The organism is Lysinibacillus sp. NPDC093692, from assembly GCF_050280125.1.
Classification (GTDB): domain Bacteria; phylum Bacillota; class Bacilli; order Bacillales_A; family Planococcaceae; genus Lysinibacillus.
Map to the genome: position 1 here is coordinate 125,369 of NZ_JBNNUW010000004.1, position 18,526 is coordinate 143,894.

The following is an 18,526-nucleotide window of genomic DNA, read 5'->3' on the forward strand; positions in this document are numbered from 1 at the left end:
AAGCGGAGATATGTAAAGGAGGCCTCCAATGAAAATTCATTTAACAATCAATAGTGAGCTAGAAGAAACTGAGGTTCATATACATGCAAAGGAATACACCGAGCAAATTGAACGACTGATGAAGCAGCTACAAACTTCACAAACAACGATGCTAGATGGCTACTTTCAACAGGAAATTCATATGCTAAAAATTTCGGATATTTACTCCATTTATGCAGAGGGTGCAAAAGTTTTTTTGCAGACAGAGGAACAGGAATTCGAAACGAAGCGTAAATTATATGAGCTAGAAGCGCAATTAGCGAAAGACTTTGCCAGAGTCAGCAAATCAACACTTGTCAACATTAACAAAATTGCCTCTATTCAAATGGGTAAAATCGGTACAACAGAACTGATTTTAGAAAACGATGTGTCCGTCCATGTTAGTCGCAAATATTTAAAAGAACTAAAACATCACTTAGGTATTGGGAGGGACTCATAATATGAAATTTATTCGCATGATGATAATTGGAATACTCATATCACTTAGCTCTTCCTACGTCTTAGTAACATTAAGTGTCATATCTAATAACGCTGTGATCACAGGGCCGGAATTACTTGAACAAATAATAATCGCCGCCATACTTGGAGCTGTAATAGGTCTGCTGTCCATCATCTTTGATATAGAGCGTTTACCTTTTATTGCTCAGTTTATTTTACATGTACTTGCAGTTACGCTGTGTGTGTTGATTGCAGGCTATTTCGGGCGCTGGTTTGAACATTCAAGCATTACGTCTATTTTTATAAGCGAAGCTATTATTTTCTTTTTCGCTTGGTGCATTATTTATGTAATCCAGAAAAATGATATTGCAAAAATCAATCAAGTAATTCAAAAAAGAAAGGAATAAAACAATATGACCTTTGCTATACAAGTTGAAAATCTATGTAAGCAATATGGCAATCATCAGGCCGTAAAAGGTATTTCATTTACGGTTGAGCAAGGTTCCCTCTTCGCCTTTTTAGGTGCAAATGGTGCAGGGAAATCAACGACTATTGAAATACTTTGTACATTGCTAAAAAAATCAAGCGGTACTATAAACATTAATGGTTATACACTTGATGCAAGCAATGACAATGCGGAAATTCGAAAATCCATCGGTGTTGTATTCCAACAAAGTTTACTAGATGAACGATTAACAGTGCAGGAAAATATACTTCACCGCGGTAAAACATATGGCTTATCGAAAAAACAATTAACCGAAAACTATCAATTCGTTTCAACATATTTATATTTAGCTGATATAGAAAAGCGCAAGTATGGGACTTTATCGGGTGGTCAAAAAAGGCGTGCTGATATTGCTCGAGCCCTTATCCATCGACCAAAAATATTGTTTTTAGATGAACCAACAACTGGACTTGATCCACAAACGCGTCAATTCGTTTGGCAAGCCATTAAGCAGCTTCAGCTCGAAACAAACATGACTGTTTTTTTAACAACGCATTATATGGAAGAAGCGGCTGTCGCTCATCAAGTCATCGTCTTAAAAGAAGGAGAAATTGTTGCAGAAGGAACACCAGATACTCTTAAAACAAAATACGCCTATGATTCAATGGCAATTGTTTTTCATACTAGTTCGGAAGGAATACAATGGCTCGAAGACAATGCAATCTCTTATACAGAAAAGCTAGGTATCTTCTCCATCCGAGTCGACTCGACACTCCATGCTTTATCGCTATTAAAACAAGCCGAGTCGCTTATTGCTTCGTTTGAAGTCATCAAAGGTACGATGGACGATGTCTTTCTTCATATTATGGCCGAGGGAGGCGCAGCTTAATGGCAGCATTATTTAGCTTAGTACAACGAAATAACAAGGTTTTTAGACGTGATAAAACACAAGTCTTTTACTCGCTGCTTTCCGTCATTATCGTCATTATCCTTTACGCAGTATTTCTTCAAAAAATGCAAGTAAATGCAATAGAACAAGTGACAAAGTCTACTCCCGAATTGATAACGATGGTCAATGAATGGATTGTCGCTGGTTTACTCTCGATGACAGCTGTTTCGACTACACTTGCCGCTTATGGAATTGCTGTTAAGGACCTTGAATCAAAAGCGCAAGCTGATTTTTTAACAGCACCGATCTCTCGAGCAACCATTCAATTTAGCTATGTATTAAATGCCTTTATCATTGGCTGTATCTTTTCCTTTATCGCCCTTATTGGCTGTGAAATTTTTATCGCAACAACTGGCGGTCAGCTATTAAGCTTTGAGGCTTTCATCAAAGTAGTAGGATTACTATTTATATCCGTGTTACTGGCCAGTGTTTTTAACCTGTTCCTTGTATTACTTGCTAATACCCAACATTCATTTTCAACTCTTAGTACAATCGTCGGTACAGCACTCGGTTTCTTTTGTGGTGTTTATGTACCTGTTGGTGCACTTCCATCCTTTGCTCAAAATCTTATTATGTATTTCCCTATCAGTCATACAACGCTACTACTACGTAATGCCTTTATGGACAACTCAATTTCCAAGGTTTTCGAAGGTGCGCCTGCTTCACAGGTAGAGGATTATAAAATAATGTATGGGATCGTCTATGACCTTCACGGAAATATACTAAGTACCTCAACAAGCATTATCATTATTGTCGTAACAATTATTGTACTAGCCATCTTATCTATCATTATTTTTAAAAAGAAAAATAAATAAACATTTTCGCACATCGTTTACAAAACGATGTGTTTTTTATTGATTTCTCCTAAACAATTTGTTATCTTAATAATAAATAAGCAAACAAAATTATAAATCGTTTGTTTTTCTAGGAGAATATCCAATGGATGTAAATGAATTATTTTGGCAAGCTTCAATCCATGACATAAAAAAAGGCTACCATGATGAAGCAACACATTTCACTTGTTTACTTTGCGGAGAAAAAATTGAAAAGGGTATTATTTATCCACATGAAGGCGTTCTCTTCGAAGCAGAAAAATTTATGCAACATCATATTACTGCTGCACATCAATCAGTATTTCATTATTTAAACGGCCTTCATAAAAAAATGACAGGTCTAACTGATCATCAAAGTCATATTTTACGCTTATTTTATGAAGGAAAAACCGATCAAGAAATTAAAGAAGAGCTGGAAATTGGTAGTGCAACAACGATACGTCACCATCGCTTTACTCTTAAAGAAAAGGAACGTCAAGCGAAAACCTTTCTTGCAATGATGGAGCTATTAAAAGAACAAAATGAAAAGGAAGATAGCTTTGTACCTATCCACAAAACGGCAACGATGGTCGACGATCGCTATAACATTACAATTTCTGAAGAACAGCAATTACTTGAAAAGTACTTTCCAAACGGCATCGGCAAGGAGCTTGTCCGCTTCCCAAAACGTGAAAAGCACAAAATTGTCATCCTCCGTGCAATCACAAAGATTTTCGATGAAACAACACATTATTCAGAAAAAGAATTAAACGAAATGATTCAACCAATATATGAGGACTATGTGCAAATACGTCGCTATTTAATCGAATACGGCTTCATGGATCGAAAAGAGGATGGCAGTGCTTACTGGATCAAAAAATAAGAAAGCAGGGTTACCAATGGACCATAAAAAAGAATTAAAGGAACTGTATAAAGAAATAAAAATTGAAGCTGGTGTTTTCACAATGACCAATAAACAAAATGGTAAAGTGTTTGTAGGTAGCTTCAATAATTTAAAACGCTTAAACGGCTTTCAGTTTATGTTAAAAACAAATACACATACTAATAAAGAGCTACAAGCCGATTACAACACTTTCGGCAACGATGCTTTTGATATTGAAGTTGTGGAATATTTGAAGAAAAAAGAAGAAGGTTATTTCGATGCCAAAAAAGAGCTAGAAAAACTAGAACAAAAATGGCTCGACAAGCTGCAGCCATTTGGTGAACTAGGGTATAACTAAGTATGCATGGAAGCTACAAAAAAGAATCTGCTTTCTTTCGCAGTTAAGCTGGAGAAACTTACAGATTCTTTTTTTATTTCATATATAGTGTTGGTTCGCACGGGTATTCACCTATTCCTTTTAGGCGGTGGAGTAAATATCGGCTGGATCGGAGTATTTCTTCGCTGATTCTACACCCATTCCTTTGCCTAGGGCATTACTTTGACGCACCGGTATTTATCACTTCAATTCTTCAATAACTGAATTTCCAGTTGAGCTTTTTTTGTTAACTTTCCGAAAACTAGCTCATAAGAATATTTGATTAAATTTTCAACTAAATCCATAGGTACATCATCTACATCCATATAAATTGAATTCCAATGTGTTTTATTCATATAGTAGCCTGGAATAATACCTTCATAGGCTTCTCTCAACTCTTCAGCTCGAATCGGTTCACATTTCAACGTAAGTACCGGTCTACCAGTAGCATCGCCGCCCATCATCCCATACATTTTACCCCCAATATGATAGCGATCCGCCTGCCATTCTTCTTTGTAATCATACGTTGTTCCGTGAAGCTTTAAGCAATATGCGTGAATTGTTTCTTTGTTCATGATTTAACCCCACTCCCTTTAAAAATATAAAAACACACGTTCGATTATATTAATTATAATTCACAACGTGTGTAGATGGAATACATATTTATTTGCTTCTAGTAAGATAAACGTATTTTCCAGAATACCCTTTACTTTATACCCCTATCAAACATGCCGATGACCTCGGTAGTTTGCAATATATTGACGAAGGATTTGGCATCTGCTTCTTTTATCAACCCTTTTACTTCAGCAAGCTGATAGCGCGTAATGACGGTAATTAAAACTTTTCGCCCTTCGCCTGAATAAGCACCTTTCGCATCCATAATAGTTACACCTCTATGAAGCTTTTCCAGTAGTTGCTGCTTGACATCCTCACCCTTGCTCGTAATAATCATCAGTGTCAATTTAATATGACTCGTATGAATCGTGTCGACAACCTTCCCTGTGGCATAAATCGATACGAGCGTCAGTAATGCCGCATCCCAGCTAAAAACGAATCCGGAGATAGCTACAACGATACCGTTCATCGCAGAGATTAATGTACCTAGTGGAAAATCCCGTTTGCGACTTAGCAGCATCGCTATAATATCAAAACCTCCCGAGGAACCTGCCGCACGAAAAATCATGCCCATCCCTAAGCCCACAATAACACCACCGAATAATGAGGCGAGAATTGGGTCTTGGGTAGCTTTATGGATTGGAATAATATACAAACTTGCTGACAAAACAACTACTGAAAGAATGGTATATCCTATGAATTGTTTCCCCAGCTTTAAGACCCCTAAAATAAGTAAAGGCAAGTTCAATAGTAAATTTATTACCCCTGTATTTAAAGGCGTAATAATACCAAGCATGATAGCAATCCCGCTTAATCCCCCACTTAAAATCTCATGTGGGATTAACAAAAAGTTATAGGCAAAGGCGACTAATATCGATGAAAGTGTAATAACGACAATATTACGCATAACAATTCCCCTATCATTAACGAACAGTTTTAATCTTAGAATACCCAACTTATTCGTTCAAAAAACCTGGAGTATTGCAATTAAAAAATCGACATTTATTTCTTCTGATATTCTTTTTTCTGCTCCTCTTTTATCGGCACTTCTTTTAAAGGCTCCTCTTTATTCTCTTCTACACTCTCTGCTACCTTAGAAATACGTTCAAGCATTGGTGGATGTGTATAACGGAACCACTTTACGAGTAACTGTGGATTTACTTCACTTAAACCAGATATCGTTAGCTTTTGGAATGCAGTAACTGCGGACTCTCGATCACCCGTTAATGCAATCGCATATTGATCAGCTCTCGTTTCCTGATACCTCGAAATATAATTCGACAGAGGGCTTGAAGCAAATAATAAAACGGATGTTATGAGTAAAAACAATGGATAGGAGCTTATATCACCGATTTTTTTAATTTTTAATACCTGTCCGTAACGTCCAATCAACCACCTTAAACATTTCGCTGATAGCCATAACCCTAGTAATGTCAGCAAAAGATATCCCGCAATACCAAAATAAATATGCTTTTCAACGTAGTGTCCCATTTCATGAGCCATAATATATAATATTTCGTTATCTGTTAAACGATTTAACGTTGTATCCCAAAGCACAATTCTCGAATTACTGCCAATACCCGTTACATAAGCATTTAAGGCATTTGTTTTTTCTGCCATATTGACTTCATATACATGCTCTGCTGGTATATTTGCCTGTTCAGCAATAGACAAAATTTTCGCCTCTAGCTCTTTATTTTTGAGCGGATAAAAATCATTATATAAAGGATCAATAACTACAGGTTGAATAAACATTACAAATATTGTGAATGGAATCGTTAGAAACCATGCATAGAGCCACCATCTTTTGGCACTTTTTTTGATAAGCCAGTAAAGGACAGACACGATAATTAAACTCATGCCAAAGTTAACCCAAAAATCAAGAATACTATCTCTCATCCATGAGGGAAATGCTTGTGTACTAATACCATAAGTTTTGCTTAAATTGTAACGATAATAATTTAGTGGGAATAGTACAACATATAGTAAAAATGATAATAAGAATAGGTAGCTTGCATTTTGTAACAGCTTCCATTTTGTTTGTGACGTCGCTACCTTTTCAAAATAGCGTGATACGCCCATTATTAATATCATGAAAAAGACTAACCATTCCAAAGGTGTAGCAACAAAGAATAGGAAGTTCCGTATTTTCGAATATTCACCACTTAAATATAATTCTTTTTCAGACATAAACATCACCGGATCTGCGGCTGTCCCCTGCATCGCTCGTGGTATAGTACCACCACCGCTATGGAATATATACCAATACATACACAGCACATAAACACCGAATATAAGTAGCGCGACAATTCCCATTTTTTTCGCTATGTCATTTCCTCCCTTGTTCAACACTAAGTTCGTCCTATAGTAAGTGTAAGCTAAATTGAAAAAGTTAGAACAAAATTTTCTTTGTTTTTATTTACCTTCTATTATAATTCACACCAACAAGAAATATTTTGCTTCACTTCTTTGATAAGTCATGCAAATGCTATAACTTCATAGCTTGTTCCTTAATCACAAAATGTCGCAAATTTTTTAAGACTATATTTTTTTTACAAATCTCACGATGATCATCATGTAAATACCTAGTAGATGCTCATTTATATTCACTTAAAAAATTACAATTTATTATTTTGCCAAATAAAAATATATCCTCTTATGAATAATTCCGTAATCAACAATAATAACATGGAATGGGGATTATTTATCCCTATGAAGGGAGGGTTGTACTTGCTAACTGAGTTACTGACAAAAGATACTATACAACTCGCAAATTTTGTAAATACTTGGCAGGAAGCTATTCATTTAGCTGCTAGTCCACTATTAAAGCAGAATAAAATCGAAGCACGCTATATTGAGGCAATGATTCATTCCATTGAAAAACACGGTCCTTATGTAGTCATTACACCAAAAGTAGCGATTCCACATGCACGGCCCACGGAAGGAGTTAACGCGCTAGCCATGAGCCTATTAAGCTTACAAAAACCTGTCTTGTTTGGACCAAAAAAACCTGTTTTCTTAATTATTGTCTTAGCTGCGACCGGTCATGCTTCACATCTACAAGCATTAGTTGACTTAACAAAGATTTTGCGAGAACCAAAACAAATCGAAAGCATCATAGCCTGCCAGTATAAAGAAGAGATTATTAAAGAAATTCAACAAATTGTGGCAAAGGAGTCATCTTGATGAAAATTTTAGTAGTGTGCGGGAATGGCTTAGGCAGTAGCTTTATTATGGAGCTGAATGTAAAAAAAGCATTAACCGAGCTTGGAAAAGTTGCAGAAGTAACTCATACAGATTTAGCATCTGCCAAGGCCGAGAAAGCGGATATTTATATTGGTGCAGAAGATATTGTCAATCAATTGCCCGAAGAGAGAGGTCACATCGTTAGTATTGTTAATATGATGAGTATTTCAGAAATTAAAGTAAAGCTGAAACCGTTGTTATGAGGGATTAAATTTTTTGAAAAAACGAATGAAAAATTGGATAGGATGAGGTGTTAATATGTTAGATGTTATGATGAATGACATTTTGGGAACACCAGCTATATTAGTCGGCCTATTCGCTTTTGTCGGTTTATTAATCCAAAAAAAGTCAGCTTCAACCGTTCTTTCTGGTACGTTAAAAACGATTATGGGCTTTGTAATTCTTGGTGCGGGAGCTACCGTTTTAATTGGTTCTTTAAATCACTTTAGTCATATGTTTGATCATGCATTTAATGTCCAAGGGGTCATCCCCAATAATGAAGCGATTGTAGCAGCCGCACAAACTAATTTCGGAACAGCTACCGCCATGATCATGGTTTTCGGTATGATTATGAACATTTTATTTGCGCGATTTACGCCTTTAAAATATATTTTTTTAACTGGTCATCATACATTATTTATGGCGTGTTTAATTGCAGCATCACTTTCTGTTGGCGGTATGAGCGGCACACCTCTTATTATCGTTGGTTCTATTTTACTTGGTATTTGCATGGTCATATTCCCTGCCATTTTACAACCAACTGTTCGTCAAATAACAGGTAGTGATGATTTTGCTGTCGGTCATTTTGGAAGCATTGGTTATTATATATCTGCTAAAATTGGAAAGATCTTTGGAAACAAAGCAAAATCTACCGAAGATATAAAAGTCCCAAAATCTCTAGGTTTTTTAAGAGATACATCTGTCGCTGTTTCCTTAACTATGAGTCTATTTTTCATTATCGTTGCCCTATTCGCAGGTCAAACCTATATTGAGGGGCAATTATCTGGCGGTTCAAACTTTATCGTCTTTGCCATTATTCAAGCTATTACCTTTGCCGCTGGTGTCTATATCATTTTGGCTGGCGTAAGGATGCTAATTGCCGAAATAATTCCTGCTTTTAAAGGGATTGCAGATAAACTTGTGCCAAACACAAAGCCTGCATTAGACTGCCCTACGATTTTCCCGTTCGCACCAAATGCTGTTATTATCGGCTTTCTGTTTAGCTTTGTAGCTGGCCTAGTATCGATGTTTATACTCCCCCTCATAGGGCTAAAAGTGATTGTTCCTGGCCTTGTACCACATTTCTTCACAGGTGCGGCTGCTGGAGTATTCGGTAATGCAACTGGTGGTAGAGTCGGGTCTATGGCAGGAGCATTTGCCAATGGATTAATTATTAGCTTTATCCCTGCAATTCTACTGATCTTTATGGGTGATATCGGCTACGAAGGCACTACATTTGGCGATTCAGACTTTGGCATTGTGGGAATCATAATTATAAATATATTAAAATTATTTGGTGCAGTTTAATATAAACAATTGGCCTTGCAAACACTTTAAATGTTTGCGAGGCTATTTTGATTGACAAAGAAAAGGGTTATTTTTGCAAAATATATAAATATTTCGCAACATCCCCTACCTTTTTCACTATACTCATAGAGAAAATTCATCAAAAAGCGAACTAAATACTCAGTGCATTGAAAATGTCGAGAATGATTTAAACCCAAATCCCTGTAGTAAATTACAAAAAATCTGATAGTATTTAATGGTAAAATAAAAAAACCATTGTCTGACATCTGACTTAGAATAACTTTTTGCCGATATAAATCATACATACAATTGGAGGTACTCATTTTGAAAAAATTAATGATTGGCTTTTGTTTAATAGTTTTGTTACTAGTAGCAGGCTGTTCAACAACTCCGTCAGAAAAAGCGCTAGATGACTATAAAATTGGGATCTTACTCTCAGATGCAGGGCTCGGAGACGAATCATTTAATGATTCAGCTTTTAAAGGGCTTGAGAAAGCACGAGATGAGCTTGGTATTTTGTTCGATTATAAAGAAGCGCCTGATGGCAATTACGAACAGAGGCTAGAAGAACTGGTCGCTGAAAAGTATAACGTCATTATCGGTCTTGGATTCTCTGTACAGGAAGCTTTAGAAAAGACTGCGAAAAAATATCCTGATCAGCAATTTATCCTTATTGATGGTCAATCAGATGTTGCAAATATCACTTCAATCACTTTTAAAGAGCAGGAAGGTAGCTTTTTACTTGGAATGGTTGCCGCAATGACGAGTAAAACTGGAAAGATAGGATTTATTGGTGGTGTAAGTGTTCCAGTTATCCATCATTTTGAAAACGGCTTTATTGAGGGAGCTCGATATTTTAATCCAAATATTGAAATTGTTAGTGAGTATGCTGGCACATTTGATGATACCGAGGCAGGTGCCGCAATCGCAGAACGTTACATAAAGAACGGCGTAGATTTTATCTATCATGCAGCGGGCTTCACAGGCTTTGGCGCCATAAAAAAAGCTGAACAAATGGGCGTATATGCAGCGGGAGTTGATACTGACCAATTTTACATAGCCGAAAAAACGGTCGTAACATCGATGCTAAAAAATGTCGACCAAGCTGTTTTTAAAATGGCTAAAACATTAGATGAGGACGGGAAAATCTCTGAAAAATCGTTTTCATTCGGTTTATCTGATAACGGAGTGGGCCTAGCGGATATACGTGTGATTAAACTTACACCTGAGCAACAGGCTGCTATTGAAAAAGCAAAAGAAGATATTGTTTCGGGTAAAATAAAAGTTTCTGCAGAAAAGGGGAACAGCCAGTGACACTTCGAAAAAAGTTATTTATGAACATACTTATACCTATTGTCCTCGCAATGGCTATGATTGGCTTTATTATCGTTCAAACATCTGATATACAAACAACTGCAGAAGATGATACAGAACTATTACTAGCAGTGAAAGAACTTGAGCAAAGTTTAGTTGTAGCGAGCCAATCACTAAATAATTACACCTATTTAGATAGTGAGGCCAATAAAAATGAAGCTCTTTCCATTTTAAAAGAAACGAAAGTAAATTTAGAAAAACTCTCAACGATTTCAAAAGTCGCTGAGCATAAGGCTATCATCAAAAAAATCGATAATAAATATGACGAGTTAGCGAAGGCTTCAGAAGAAGGGTTCCTTGCTCACAATCGTCCTGAAATAAAAAAACAAGCAATAAGAATATCTGGTATTTTGAATGATATGTATCTACTAAAAAAAGAAACAAATGAATGGTATAAAGAAACGAATGATTTGGCAAAGCAAAAAATATCTTTCATTACTACAACAGCAATAATTGGTAGTATCCTTCTAATTATTGCTACTATCATTTTTTCGTATGTCGCAACGAAAAAAATTACAAATCCGATTAACCGAATTGTAGATTATGCACAATCGGTGGCTGCAGGGAATTTGACCATTGACACCTCTTCCCTATCCTTTAAAAAAGGCAGTCGAAATGAAGTTGATCAATTAACTGAGAACTTTTCCACAATGATTGTTAACTTAAAAAACACCGTACAATCCATTGATCATGTAGGAAAAAATGTTGGTCTCTTCACAAAGGATGTCACAAGCTATATTGAAACCGTTAACGAGGGCAATCAACAAATTGCTGTATCAACAGACGAATTGGCAAAAGGAAGCCTAACGATATCAGAAGATATCCAATCAACGGCTGTCCTTATGAATACGATGGCTGATCAATTTACTACTGTTCAGCAGACAAGTGAACAATCAGCCATAAACGGCAACCAGGCACTTACTGCTGTCCAACATGGTCGTAGTTCACTAGAAAAGCAATCCTCTATTGCGAAGGATATTTCATCCACTTCGATTAACATCAAAGAGGCTGTTACTCAATTCTCTCAATTTACAACAGAAATTGAAGGTGCCGCTAATGCAGTCCATGCTATTGCTGATCAAACAAATCTCTTAGCATTAAATGCTGCCATCGAAGCTGCACGTGCTGGAGAAGCCGGAAAAGGATTCGCAATTGTAGCAGAGGAAGTCAAAAAACTATCTCATGAAACCGAAAAAGCAACGGCTTTCATCTCTTCTATGGTGACACATATACAAGATGGCATTACGCTCATTCTTTCTACGGCAGAGCAGGGACATCAGCTATCAAAAGAACAATTACAATCGATGACGGATACAGAGAAGTCATTTGAAGCAATTGCAACTCATGTGCTAGACATTAATGATCAGTTACAGCATCTTACCGAGGATATGGAACAAACAAGTGCAATGAGCCAGCAAATGAACAGTGCTATTGAAAACATTTCAGCTATTACGGAAGAAACTGCTGCAGGAACAGAGGAAATATCTGCTTCTACCCAAGAGCAGCTACACTCCTTCCAGAAAATTAGTGAAAAGGTTTCAGAACTTCAAGACATGACAAATACATTGTCTGTAGAGCTTAAAAAATTCACTTTATAATGATGAATGCAGCTTTTGGAAAATGAAAGACATATAATAAGAAAAGCAAAATCCCGAATAACGTTCAATATTCGGGATTTTGTTTATTGAAATATTATATAGTTTACTACCATCAACTACGATTATGGATTCTACCTCTTCCAGCTTTTAAGATAAATATTTCATGGTTAAATGGAGAACTGCAACTTCATCTCCTGTGTTTTCATAGCTATGCTTTCTATTTGCTTCAAATTGAATCGAATCAAACTCGTTTAATACATATATTTCTTGTCCAACTTGAATGGAAATTTCCCCTTTCATTACTGTTACATATTCGATAGCTCCTTCATGATGAGGTTCTGCCTCATATTTGCTATTCGGTTGCAAACAAGCACGATGCATTTCCAATCCTGTTTCTTTTTTGTAACGAAATATAGTCTCTAATCGCCACATTTGATTTTCTTCTATAATAAATCCTTCTCCGCAGCGTGCGACATTTACTATATCTTCTATAACCATAAGCCGTGATAACGGAATAGATAATCCTTTTGTAATCTTCCAAATGACGCCTAATGTAGGATTCGTTTCTCCTCTCTCAATTTTTCCTAATGTTAATTTACTAACACCCGTTTTTTTCGCTAACTCTTCTAAACTTAATTTCTGTTCATTCCTTATTTGTCGTAACAGTTGACCAACTTGCAAAATTACTTCTTTTGTTTGCATATCCTCTTGTTCTTTCATACAAACCCCACTTTCGGTATATTATAATTTACTTTTCATCTAAATAATTATATTATAATATATATTTAGAAAGGAGCGAACGAAATGCGTGCTATCTTATTAGGTATTTTATCTTCTGCGTTTTTTTCAGCTACATTTATTATAAATCGAGTTATGAACGTATCAGGAACAAGCTGGGCTTGGACTGCTTCCTTCCGATTTTTATTCGCTTTACCCATTTTATTCTTTATCGTCCTATTTCGCAAAAACCTTCGTCCACTATGGGTAGAAATGCGTAAACATCCTTTGGCCTGGATTGGCTATGGCACAATAGCAGGGGTTGGATTTTATTCATTATTAAGCTATGCTGCTGTGTTTAGTCCTGCATGGCTCGTAGCAGGTACATGGCAAATAACTATTTTAGCTGGTTTGTTATTATCTCCGTTATTTTTTATTACATTGGAGACGAAGTCTGGGGTTAAACAAGTTCGCGGTAAAATCCCTATGCGAAGCTTACTCGTTTCTTTATTTATTTTGTCAGGTGTCATTTGTATGCAATTAACAGAAGCTGGGGATATTACTGTTTCTCAATTTTTATCTGGCTTCCTCCCTGTAGTCATCGCTGCATTCTTATACCCTTTCGGTAATCGAAAAATGATGGAAGTCGTTGCGGGTCGCTTAGATACATTTCAACGCGTGTTAGGCATGGCAATAGGTAGCCTTCCTATTAGTATTATACTAGCGATTTATGGTTGGACTACAACTGGCATACCAACATCTGGGCAAATCATGCAAGGATTCTTATTAGCTTTATGTTCGGGTGTTATCGCCACAATGACATTTTTCTTCGCTACGGACTTAGCGAAAAATAACCTTTCTTTGTTAGGGGCAGTAGAGGCAACACAAGCTGGAACAATGATATTTACTGTTCTAGGTGAAATCCTTTTTTTAAACGGTTCTTGGCCTATTGGATTATCTTTAATCGGAATGATCATTATCATGATTGGAATGATAGCTAACAGTATTATCAATTATGCCTCGGCATAATTGCGTCCAGAATCGGCTCTGTGCTTAGGCCTGCGTGAGGGCCGACACGATGTCGGTCACTCAGGCGTTTTCACAGGATGTGAAGTTCTGAGCCTGAGCTCCTCTTTTTCAGCGGATGTTTGGACACCCACTAAAAGAAGTTAAATCGTTCTGTTCCCGTATCCAAACAAAAGAAAACAGCATAGTTTTCCTTTTTCCAAGTAGCATTTTACATTGTGTAAAATGCTACTTTTTTATATTGACATAGATTTATAAATTGTAATTCAAACTATTGCGACATGGGAGCAAAGTAAACATTAGTTACGCAACATTTATTATTCATTTAGACATTCTAATGAAAACTATATTTTGCTAGCATTTCTCCCCAAGGTGCCATTCCTGACTCTTTAAAACCCACACTGGCATATAGTTTTCTTGCTTGCTCGTTGTCTGGCTGATACCCGAGCCAGATGACGTCAGTCCGATCATCTCTACTCCGGATGTTTTCAATAATCAATTCCATTGCGCTCTTGCCATGTCCACGTCCTTGAAATTGCTCATCAATCATAAATCTATACACCCAATAGTTTCCATCATCCGAATCGATCCCGTACATTGCAAAACCGATAAGTATATCTTCACAATAGATTGCCTTGATCTTCATGTGTGGTAAAAATTTACTTTCTGCAATTGAATACAGATTCGAAGCAATAAATGCTTCCTGTTCTTGCTTAGGCTTCAGTTGAATACAAGCTTCCCAATTACTTTGATCAATTGATCTTAAACTAATCAAATTTCCGATTCCTCCTCTAGTAGTAGAGAAATCCTTGATCACGAACTCTCTACTAAATAAGTATTCCCCTACTAATAAAACAACCTGTTATTTTTATATACATACTACATCACTCCTTATAAGATGGTAGTCACCGTTAAATTGTACAATTATATAGAAATATTGCTCTCTATTTGTACTCTTGTTTATTTCGGCATACAAGGAAATATCCCTTCTATATTTCTACTCATCACCATAACGTGTCGTTGATTTTCATTCCGACTAGGCGGCGTCAGATGTGAACATTAAATATAAAGAGAGCATGTTTTCATTCATAAAAACATGCTCCCTTTAATGCATTATTATAGTTTTATCAAATATACTTTATTAATACGATAAACTTCCTGCTATAATTAATCCTACCGTAATGCCCACTGCAAATAAACTGAAGCCTACTGCAGTATTTCCTTCTTCCACTTTTTTCTCCAAGCTTGTTTTTGGTGTTAACACGTATTCAATAATCAAATACACAACTACTTGTGTAGCAATTCCGATTAACCCCCAAATAAAAGCATCAAGTATATGAACACTTGAAGACCATACTGTATATAATGTGATGCCTAATCCAATCACTTTTCCCCATAGCTTTAATGCAACTGCCATATTGCCTTCTTTAATTAAGTTCCACTCTGAAAATTTTGTTGTAAAAGCAAATGCAACAATCCCAATCAAAATGAGAATTAACCCTGTCCCTGTATATAATAAAAAATTTAAAAAACTATCTAATGAGAAATATCCCATTCCAATACACACTCCTTTTATCGTGCTTCAGTTTGTTTTACTTTACGCTTAAATTCTTACAATTTTCTAATAGCCTATTGGTAGAAAATAAGATCCGTTATCTGTAATTTGTCCCCCTGCGCGAATACCAATTGCACTTGCCTTACCATTAATATAAAAGCAACCATACATATAATGTGCTTGTTTGGGACCTTGTTCTGTTTGAATCATAGTTTGTGGTAGCTCTATAAATTGTTGATAAACAGGAAGTTCATCTTTAAATGTTTTATGAATATCTTCCGCAATTTTTTTACCTGTATTTGAAAAAATCTCAACAGTGTCTCCTTCGCGACCAAATGAAGGCTTTTTCACAAAACTTTGTCCTTGTTGTAAAAAAACATCTGGATCTAGATAAGTTGGTAAAAAATATTTATGTATTGCGTTATGTTCTTCAGGTGTATAAAAAGAATGTCGTTCCTCATGTAGCCCCCAAATGAGTGCCATTATTGCCTTAGATTGTAGTAAAAAAGCAGAAGGTGGATTCACAATGGCTAAGTCTTGCTGTTCCACTAGCTTCATTAACGATTGACCCACTTTTTCCTTCGTTATTGGATCTTCATCATATATCAAATGTTCAATAGGATACGTCTGTCGATATAAAACATCGATTTTTTCTCCGCTTCTATCATAAAGACCTTGTGGTAGGACAACTTCTTCATTTTCTAGAATTGGCTCATCTACAAGTTGTAGGTGACTAAAGTCCATATACTGACTTTGTAATCCAGAGAGGTCCTTTAAATACATTGTTGTCAATTTATCTTCTTCATGTTCCGAGTGTGCTACGAAAACAATATTGCTAGCTTCATATTTTCTCCTCGTACGAAACGACGACGTTACAGCTTTCAAAATTGCTTGTTTTAACTGGTCTTCGCAGCCTTCGTTTGGATTTTGCATCTCAAACTGTTCACACACTTTTCCATTCACAAAAAAAGTTTCTTTTATAAATGTAGGTGTATCTGCGTTTATTTCAAGCAATTTTACTTGTTCATCGGTCACTACTAAATCTAAACGAGCAATGACACTTTCAACTGGTAGTGTTTGCAAACGGATGAAGGAGTGAGTTTCAGTGGGAAATCCAAGGCGCAAAAGTGTCTCATCATCTACCATACGCAACAAAGCAGCCGACTTATAAAAAATATGGCCTATCTGGTCAGTTGCTTGGCGAATCCTATTAATCGTTTCTGCATTTTCTCTCTTAATATCAAATAGAGCATATTCCATCCCATATATGTCATGCCAAAAATCCTTTATTTGGCTAAAAAAATGTTGTCGATTTTCTCGAAATCGGTTCATCATTACCCTCCAAAACCGCCTTTTGAACCACTGCCTATTCCTGACTTGTAATTCGATACATATGTTTTATAGTCAGCACTTTTTTGTAATGATGTTTTTGTTCCATAATATTTCCCACCATGGTAGTAACTACGCGCATAAGTTGAATCATTATCATCGCAATAATACGTACCTGTCTCCTTATCCCAATCCCAATCATCGCAATCCGTCCCTGCTGGCTCTGCATAGCCCCTTTCCTCTCCACAAGCAGTTAACGTTACCAAAGCCGCCGCTGCTAATGCTCCTGTCATCATCTTCTTTGTTTTCTTCATGCTAAAAATCCACCTTCCTATGTTGCAAGCATATATCCTGTTGGCGTAACATATAAAACATACACACCTCGGTCTTCATCAATTTCAGCTGAGTCCCGCTCCCATTCCTTGTCTTCGATATATGTATATATACTGCCGATCATGCTTAAAATATCTAAATGATTCGCCATATATTCAAATGTTATTAACGGATGATTTTTATAGGCGTTTAACTCACGAATTTCAAGTTTAATACCTTCACATAAGAGCTCTTGCATTTCCATTGGTGTTTCTTCATACAATTCTACATAAATCACGAATAATTCATCTTCAATAGCAGAAGACAATTGTTTATAAGTCTTACCTTCTTTAATAAAAAATTCGCATTCTCTTCTTGTTAAAATTTGTGGCAAGTCAATATTAGTATAATAATAGATTGGTTCAAACTTGTCTTTACCTTTTTGCAAACGATATTCTAACATTGCACCTTCGAATTGCATAACACACTTCCCTTTATAAATATTGTTTTTATATTCACGTAGATTTCTCTATCCAGAAGCTCCTTATTTTTTTATACGACTGAGATTTATAAATAGTTTCATATTATTCTACTAAACTTAACCTTATGTATCATTAGGTTAAGTAGAGAGAAACTTTTATACATTCAAGTACTCCACCACAATGACCTGTATTATTTTTGAATATAAAAATCTCACCTAAATATAGAAAGTTTTAACCTTTCTAGTTTAAGTGAGATTAAGTTTGTTATAGTAGAAAAATATTTTCATCACTTGCTTTAACTGTAGCGTTTTATAAAAAACCTCATCCTTCAAGTTGCCCTTTTGTTCGTTCAATCATCTTTCGCTTTTGAATTTTTGCTTGTGTTAATCGTAAAGATTGTTTTAATGTTTGTGTCCTCTTAGCTTGTTGTAATGCAATCATCATTGCGGGAATTAAGCTGCCTTCAGAAACGGGCTTCACTAAATAGCCCATAATATTATCTTGCCTAGACTTCTCTATAAATTCTTTTTGACTATATGCAGTAATCAACAACACTGGTATATCTAACTGCCGCCCAATAACTTCGCTTGCTTTTAACCCATTTAATTTTGGCATTTCTATATCCATTAACACAAGATCTGGCTTTAATTTAAAAGCGAGCTCGATCGCTCGATCACCATTTCCTGCTTCCCCGACTACCTCATAACCGTTTTTCCGAAGCAATATTTTTAAGTCCAGCCTGATAATTGGTTCGTCCTCAGCAATTAGAATCCGTTTTTTCATCACACCACAACCTTTCTTGC

22 protein-coding genes are annotated in these 18,526 nt (G+C 36.1%); 12 read left to right on the plus strand and 10 right to left on the minus strand.

The genetic code is table 11. The features are described 5' to 3' along the window. The first annotated feature begins 28 nt into the window (after positions 1-28). The 6 genes from ACQKN4_RS06425 (at position 29) to ACQKN4_RS06450 (ending at position 3,924) form a co-directional block, all read left to right on the plus strand. Positions 29-478 carry a LytTR family DNA-binding domain-containing protein gene (locus ACQKN4_RS06425; protein WP_079559872.1) on the plus strand — a complete coding sequence of 150 codons (450 nt, stop codon included), beginning with the start codon at positions 29-31 and terminating at the stop codon, positions 476-478. A 1-nt stretch (position 479) separates the two neighbouring features. After that, on the plus strand, positions 480-884 hold the full coding sequence (locus ACQKN4_RS06430; protein WP_427482899.1) for a DUF3021 domain-containing protein: 405 nt from the start codon (positions 480-482) through the stop codon (positions 882-884). Between the two features lie 6 nt (positions 885-890). Continuing rightward, positions 891-1,811: an ATP-binding cassette domain-containing protein gene (locus ACQKN4_RS06435; RefSeq protein ID WP_427482901.1), complete on the plus strand. Its 921-nt coding sequence runs from the start codon at positions 891-893 to the stop codon at positions 1,809-1,811. Next, positions 1,811-2,686 carry an ABC transporter permease gene (locus ACQKN4_RS06440; protein WP_427482903.1) on the plus strand — a complete coding sequence of 292 codons (876 nt, stop codon included), beginning with the start codon at positions 1,811-1,813 and terminating at the stop codon, positions 2,684-2,686. Before ACQKN4_RS06435 ends, ACQKN4_RS06440 begins: the two co-directional genes overlap by 1 nt. A 124-nt stretch (positions 2,687-2,810) precedes the next feature. After that, positions 2,811-3,566 carry a DUF2087 domain-containing protein gene (locus ACQKN4_RS06445; RefSeq protein ID WP_427482905.1) on the plus strand — a complete coding sequence of 252 codons (756 nt, stop codon included), beginning with the start codon at positions 2,811-2,813 and terminating at the stop codon, positions 3,564-3,566. 16 nt (positions 3,567-3,582) lie between these two features. Beyond that, positions 3,583-3,924: a GIY-YIG nuclease family protein gene (locus ACQKN4_RS06450; protein ID WP_079560350.1), complete on the plus strand. Its 342-nt coding sequence runs from the start codon at positions 3,583-3,585 to the stop codon at positions 3,922-3,924. 224 nt (positions 3,925-4,148) lie between these two features. Here ACQKN4_RS06450 and ACQKN4_RS06455 read toward each other — a convergent pair whose 3' ends face one another. From ACQKN4_RS06455 to ACQKN4_RS06465, 3 genes are all read right to left on the minus strand, one after another. After that, positions 4,149-4,517 carry an MmcQ/YjbR family DNA-binding protein gene (locus tag ACQKN4_RS06455; RefSeq protein WP_427482907.1) on the minus strand — a complete coding sequence of 123 codons (369 nt, stop codon included), beginning with the start codon at positions 4,515-4,517 and terminating at the stop codon, positions 4,149-4,151. A gap of 131 nt (positions 4,518-4,648) precedes the next feature. After that, positions 4,649-5,464 (minus strand): YitT family protein, encoded by an 816-nt coding sequence (locus ACQKN4_RS06460; RefSeq protein WP_427482909.1) that lies wholly within the window; start codon positions 5,462-5,464, stop codon positions 4,649-4,651. A gap of 95 nt (positions 5,465-5,559) precedes the next feature. After that, positions 5,560-6,885, minus strand: a complete 1,326-nt coding sequence (locus tag ACQKN4_RS06465) for a M48 family metallopeptidase (RefSeq protein ID WP_079560349.1) — start codon at positions 6,883-6,885, stop codon at positions 5,560-5,562. A gap of 402 nt (positions 6,886-7,287) precedes the next feature. On the opposite strand from ACQKN4_RS06465, the gene ACQKN4_RS06470 reads away from it, so the two are divergent. The 5 genes from ACQKN4_RS06470 (at position 7,288) to ACQKN4_RS06490 (ending at position 12,302) form a co-directional block, all read left to right on the plus strand. Next, the gene (locus ACQKN4_RS06470) at positions 7,288-7,743 is read left to right on the plus strand and encodes a PTS sugar transporter subunit IIA (protein WP_079559865.1); all 456 of its coding nucleotides are present in this window, start codon (positions 7,288-7,290) and stop codon (positions 7,741-7,743) included. After that, positions 7,743-8,006: a PTS sugar transporter subunit IIB gene (locus ACQKN4_RS06475; protein ID WP_079559864.1), complete on the plus strand. Its 264-nt coding sequence runs from the start codon at positions 7,743-7,745 to the stop codon at positions 8,004-8,006. Before ACQKN4_RS06470 ends, ACQKN4_RS06475 begins: the two co-directional genes overlap by 1 nt. A gap of 55 nt (positions 8,007-8,061) precedes the next feature. Then, positions 8,062-9,330, plus strand: a complete 1,269-nt coding sequence (locus tag ACQKN4_RS06480) for a PTS ascorbate transporter subunit IIC (RefSeq protein ID WP_079559863.1) — start codon at positions 8,062-8,064, stop codon at positions 9,328-9,330. 324 nt (positions 9,331-9,654) lie between these two features. After that, the gene (locus tag ACQKN4_RS06485) at positions 9,655-10,644 is read left to right on the plus strand and encodes a BMP family lipoprotein (RefSeq protein WP_079559862.1); all 990 of its coding nucleotides are present in this window, start codon (positions 9,655-9,657) and stop codon (positions 10,642-10,644) included. Further along, positions 10,641-12,302, plus strand: a complete 1,662-nt coding sequence (locus ACQKN4_RS06490) for a methyl-accepting chemotaxis protein (protein WP_427482913.1) — start codon at positions 10,641-10,643, stop codon at positions 12,300-12,302. Before ACQKN4_RS06485 ends, ACQKN4_RS06490 begins: the two co-directional genes overlap by 4 nt. A gap of 147 nt (positions 12,303-12,449) precedes the next feature. Here the strand turns inward: ACQKN4_RS06490 and ACQKN4_RS06495 are convergent, their stop codons facing one another. Further along, entirely contained in the window at positions 12,450-13,022 is a 573-nt protein-coding gene (locus ACQKN4_RS06495; RefSeq protein WP_079559860.1) for a helix-turn-helix domain-containing protein, read from the minus strand. Between the two features lie 84 nt (positions 13,023-13,106). On the opposite strand from ACQKN4_RS06495, the gene ACQKN4_RS06500 reads away from it, so the two are divergent. After that, positions 13,107-14,048 (plus strand): DMT family transporter, encoded by a 942-nt coding sequence (locus tag ACQKN4_RS06500; protein ID WP_079559859.1) that lies wholly within the window; start codon positions 13,107-13,109, stop codon positions 14,046-14,048. Between the two features lie 331 nt (positions 14,049-14,379). Here the strand turns inward: ACQKN4_RS06500 and ACQKN4_RS06505 are convergent, their stop codons facing one another. From ACQKN4_RS06505 to ACQKN4_RS06530, 6 genes are all read right to left on the minus strand, one after another. Further along, complete coding sequence (locus ACQKN4_RS06505) at positions 14,380-14,820, minus strand: GNAT family N-acetyltransferase (protein ID WP_079559858.1); 441 nt, start codon at positions 14,818-14,820, stop codon at positions 14,380-14,382. A gap of 366 nt (positions 14,821-15,186) precedes the next feature. Then, a complete protein-coding gene (locus tag ACQKN4_RS06510; protein WP_079559857.1) occupies positions 15,187-15,600 on the minus strand; it encodes a DUF350 domain-containing protein in 414 nt (137 codons plus the stop codon). A 66-nt stretch (positions 15,601-15,666) separates the two neighbouring features. Beyond that, positions 15,667-16,935, minus strand: a complete 1,269-nt coding sequence (locus ACQKN4_RS06515; RefSeq protein WP_427482916.1) for a glutathionylspermidine synthase family protein — start codon at positions 16,933-16,935, stop codon at positions 15,667-15,669. After that, complete coding sequence (locus ACQKN4_RS06520) at positions 16,935-17,243, minus strand: hypothetical protein (protein WP_079559855.1); 309 nt, start codon at positions 17,241-17,243, stop codon at positions 16,935-16,937. Before ACQKN4_RS06520 ends, ACQKN4_RS06515 begins: the two co-directional genes overlap by 1 nt. Positions 17,244-17,260: 17 nt before the next feature. Beyond that, positions 17,261-17,722: a hypothetical protein gene (locus ACQKN4_RS06525; protein WP_079559854.1), complete on the minus strand. Its 462-nt coding sequence runs from the start codon at positions 17,720-17,722 to the stop codon at positions 17,261-17,263. A 322-nt stretch (positions 17,723-18,044) separates the two neighbouring features. Beyond that, positions 18,045-18,506 carry an ANTAR domain-containing response regulator gene (locus tag ACQKN4_RS06530; protein ID WP_094075062.1) on the minus strand — a complete coding sequence of 154 codons (462 nt, stop codon included), beginning with the start codon at positions 18,504-18,506 and terminating at the stop codon, positions 18,045-18,047. Between the last annotated feature and the right edge of the window lie 20 nt (positions 18,507-18,526).

Coding starts and splice junctions, on each gene's coding strand:
- ACQKN4_RS06425 (WP_079559872.1), top strand. CDS start 29: ATGAAAATTCATTTAACAATCAATAGTGAGCTAGAAGAAACTGAGGTT.
- ACQKN4_RS06430 (WP_427482899.1), top strand. CDS start 480: ATGAAATTTATTCGCATGATGATAATTGGAATACTCATATCACTTAGC.
- ACQKN4_RS06435 (WP_427482901.1), top strand. CDS start 891: ATGACCTTTGCTATACAAGTTGAAAATCTATGTAAGCAATATGGCAAT.
- ACQKN4_RS06440 (WP_427482903.1), top strand. CDS start 1,811: ATGGCAGCATTATTTAGCTTAGTACAACGAAATAACAAGGTTTTTAGA.
- ACQKN4_RS06445 (WP_427482905.1), top strand. CDS start 2,811: ATGGATGTAAATGAATTATTTTGGCAAGCTTCAATCCATGACATAAAA.
- ACQKN4_RS06450 (WP_079560350.1), top strand. CDS start 3,583: ATGGACCATAAAAAAGAATTAAAGGAACTGTATAAAGAAATAAAAATT.
- ACQKN4_RS06455 (WP_427482907.1), bottom strand. CDS start 4,517: ATGAACAAAGAAACAATTCACGCATATTGCTTAAAGCTTCACGGAACA.
- ACQKN4_RS06460 (WP_427482909.1), bottom strand. CDS start 5,464: ATGCGTAATATTGTCGTTATTACACTTTCATCGATATTAGTCGCCTTT.
- ACQKN4_RS06475 (WP_079559864.1), top strand. CDS start 7,743: ATGAAAATTTTAGTAGTGTGCGGGAATGGCTTAGGCAGTAGCTTTATT.
- ACQKN4_RS06480 (WP_079559863.1), top strand. CDS start 8,062: ATGTTAGATGTTATGATGAATGACATTTTGGGAACACCAGCTATATTA.
- ACQKN4_RS06495 (WP_079559860.1), bottom strand. CDS start 13,022: ATGAAAGAACAAGAGGATATGCAAACAAAAGAAGTAATTTTGCAAGTT.
- ACQKN4_RS06500 (WP_079559859.1), top strand. CDS start 13,107: ATGCGTGCTATCTTATTAGGTATTTTATCTTCTGCGTTTTTTTCAGCT.
- ACQKN4_RS06510 (WP_079559857.1), bottom strand. CDS start 15,600: ATGGGATATTTCTCATTAGATAGTTTTTTAAATTTTTTATTATATACA.
- ACQKN4_RS06515 (WP_427482916.1), bottom strand. CDS start 16,935: ATGATGAACCGATTTCGAGAAAATCGACAACATTTTTTTAGCCAAATA.
- ACQKN4_RS06520 (WP_079559855.1), bottom strand. CDS start 17,243: ATGAAGAAAACAAAGAAGATGATGACAGGAGCATTAGCAGCGGCGGCT.
- ACQKN4_RS06525 (WP_079559854.1), bottom strand. CDS start 17,722: ATGCAATTCGAAGGTGCAATGTTAGAATATCGTTTGCAAAAAGGTAAA.
- ACQKN4_RS06530 (WP_094075062.1), bottom strand. CDS start 18,506: ATGAAAAAACGGATTCTAATTGCTGAGGACGAACCAATTATCAGGCTG.